This is a genomic window from Lacihabitans sp. CS3-21, from assembly GCF_024343675.1.
Taxonomy (GTDB): Bacteria; Bacteroidota; Bacteroidia; order Cytophagales; family Spirosomataceae; genus Leadbetterella.
In genome coordinates this window covers 1-2,996 of the sequence record NZ_RJUD01000103.1, presented here as the reverse complement: position 1 = coordinate 2,996, position 2,996 = coordinate 1, and the positions used below count along the sequence as shown (strand labels likewise).

Below are 2,996 nucleotides of genomic sequence, written 5' to 3'. Positions count from 1 at the left end.
AAATAATAAATACACTACAAACCCTAGCCATTTGCATCCCAATCATCAGTATTATTACAATTGGTCAGAGGAGTTCTTCAAAAAAGAGAGTGTCAAAATTGGGGAAAATACACATCTGTTGATTGGACAAATCTTCGGCCAATTTAAACACCCCGAACAAGCCTATAAACTGTGCCAAGGAGTATTGCAATTGGCAAAGAAATACGGCAAGGAGCATATAGAAGAAGCCGCTGAGATATGTATAAAATACGATTTTATATCTTATAACAAACTAGAATATCTGCTCAAACTAGACTTGAAGGTTCTAAAAGATTTACCCGATGAGCCGCTACCTATAGATCATGAAAATTTACGAGGACAGTCTTATTATCAATAATTTAACCGTGGCAATCGCCATAAAGAAATGAACAACACCTTATTAACAATGCGAGCCCTTAGGCTTACTGGCATGGCCGACAGATATGAAGCCATCAATGGTCTCCCACAGCACCAAAGACCACAAACAGATATCTTTTTAGCCCAGCTACTAGAAGCAGAAGAACTATATCGAAATCACAGAAGGAGTACATTATCTATCAAAAATGCAAAGTTTAGATACCAAGCAAGCCTTCAAGAAATCAACTTTGAAGAGGGTAGAAATCTCACAAAGGAAACCATCTCTGCCTTTAGCGACTGTGGATTCATAGACCGTGGCGAAAACATCATCATAACTGGAGCCACAGGATGTGGAAAAAGTTACATTGCTTCAGCAATCGGCCATCAAGCATGTTTATTAAATAAAAAAGTAGCTTACTTCTCACTCCCAAAACTTCTTGGAAAAATAAAAACAGACAAAATAGATGGGGCTTTCAGAAAAGAAACAGAACGGATAGAATCAAAACACCTCCTGATTTTGGACGACTGGGGATTAACACCATTAGACACTCAGTCTAGACTAGCCTTGCTACAAATAATTGAAGATAGACATAATAAATACGCCACAATTATCACATCTCAATTGCCTGTGTCAGCTTGGCATCAATACATCAATGACAACACCATTGCAGATGCCATTCTCGATAGAATAATACATCAAGCCCACAGAATAGATCTAAAGGGTGAATCACTGAGAAAAAACATCAAAAATCAAAACAATTAAATATCTTTGAATCAAAATCAAATCAAAACCAAACAACTCAACTCAAGTGGCTCACTTTGAACCGGAATGGCTGGCTCACTTTCACTGGAATATGCATCTTAGCCTATTAACATCATTTTTTAGGCTTTTTTTGATATTTTTAATAGTAAAGTGCAAATAATCTTCACCCTTTTACAATACAATTAACCCATATAATTATTTTTTTCTTTAAGTCCCTTCTCAGAGAAATAATTTCCTCAGATTAGTTAAGAACTACCTAGATATTTAAAATTTTTTACCAAAGTTTATTTACAATTACAAAATAAGGCTTAGAATTTAAATTTTATACTCACCTAATTTTTGCAAATAAAAACCAAGCAACTAAACTCAAATGGCTTACTTTGAACCGGAATGGCTGGCTCACTTTCACTGGAATATGCACTTAGATTTTAGCAAATTACCATTCTGGTCGATTGTTTCTACTATCCTACCAAGATTATCTCTTTTAAAAGTAAAAGGGATTTGCTTGGCACCCTTTCTTTACTCGTCATAAAACTTCATTTGATTAGAAATAAAATTGTGCCTACCCTTAATTTATTTTAACCTCATATAAAGGTCATATTTATATAATTAGTGTTTATAATTGTATTTATAACTTTTTAATAATCTTTCGATCTCACCTTCTTTTTCTTTTATTTCAAAAAGTCGGTTAAATGAATCATAGCTGTATAATTTAACCAAACCATTTGGGCTACTAGTTTTGTTAAGTCCGATGAGCGGGGTAAAAACATAAGTATTAACCAAACTGTTTGTTAAACTAGGCTTATTACTTTCAATCGTACTCCAAATTGTAGAAGAATTCACGTTGTCTAAAACTATATTCTCAATATTTTGCAATGTTGTATTCCAAAGCGAATTTTTAATTTCAGCAACTGGATATAATCCTTTGTAGGCGTGAACTAAAGCATTGTTTTCTAATTGATTTATTGTAATAGAACGTATCTGTCCATATTTATTATAATCGTTAAACGAAGTTGTTTCTCTATAACTCGTATTTTGTGGAATGTAATCTAAAGAGCCATCATAGGGAGAAGTTAATATTCCTAAAGAGTTTTTATTAAACTGAAACTTTTTATACGGGAGTAGTAAACTCGGTTTAACTGCATTACCGGTAAAGCTTTTATATGTATCAACTGATGCATCTATAATTTTGGTATTGGAGTTTTCATCTGTTAGTTTCGTTATTTTTTCTATTGGAGTTGAATGTCTATTTTCCAAAATTAAAGTGTTGATAAAGTTTGCCCTTGAGGGATTAACTAAATAGTCTTCTGGGTACTTTGTAATCGTTTCTACTGTTTCATTCTTTGAGTTTAAACTTGATTGCTTTGTCAACTGCAAATGCGATTCATTTTCATAGGAATAGTTTACTTCAGTTAACATTTCTATTTCATTGAATTCATTATATGTTGTTATAGTTTGTTTGGTTTTTTCAAAAAAGCTTGAAACATTAAAATAAAACTTATTCCAGTAAACAGGAAAATACGCATTACCATTACCAACCCAAGTAATAACTTTAGTTAAGCCTTCATAAAACATTGAAGGAATTTTATATTCAAAATTATTCTGCAGGCCAGGTCCACTCACACGTCTAAAACTATATTGATTACTAATTTCTTTTTGTAAAATATTGTTGTTTTTGAAATACTTAGTAGAAAGATTAACTCCCCTAGCGAAATCATAAGACTCAAAACTTCCAATTTTTTCTACATTTGAAGCCAAAGGGCCTTCAAAAGAATAAATATCCAAATAGGGAAGTTTATAAGTTGAAAAAGTATAATTAGTTCGTGAAATATTATTGACAACTTCATCTACATTTTCG

Annotated in this window: 2 protein-coding genes and 1 pseudogene; 2 read left to right on the top strand and 1 reads right to left on the bottom strand. The window is 32.4% G+C overall.

Annotated elements, in window-relative coordinates; genetic code table 11:
* Positions 1 to 376: pseudogene (locus EGI24_RS17665) on the top strand (IS21 family transposase); the annotation flags it as partial.
* A gap of 27 nt (positions 377 to 403) precedes the next feature.
* Positions 404 to 1,138 (top strand): IS21-like element helper ATPase IstB, encoded by a 735-nt coding sequence (gene istB / locus EGI24_RS17660; RefSeq protein ID WP_255049875.1) that lies wholly within the window; start codon positions 404 to 406, stop codon positions 1,136 to 1,138.
* A gap of 609 nt (positions 1,139 to 1,747) precedes the next feature.
* Here the strand turns inward: istB and EGI24_RS17655 are convergent.
* Positions 1,748 to 2,996: hypothetical protein (locus EGI24_RS17655; RefSeq protein WP_255049874.1), on the bottom strand; the 1,249-nt coding region annotated here is incomplete at its 5' end.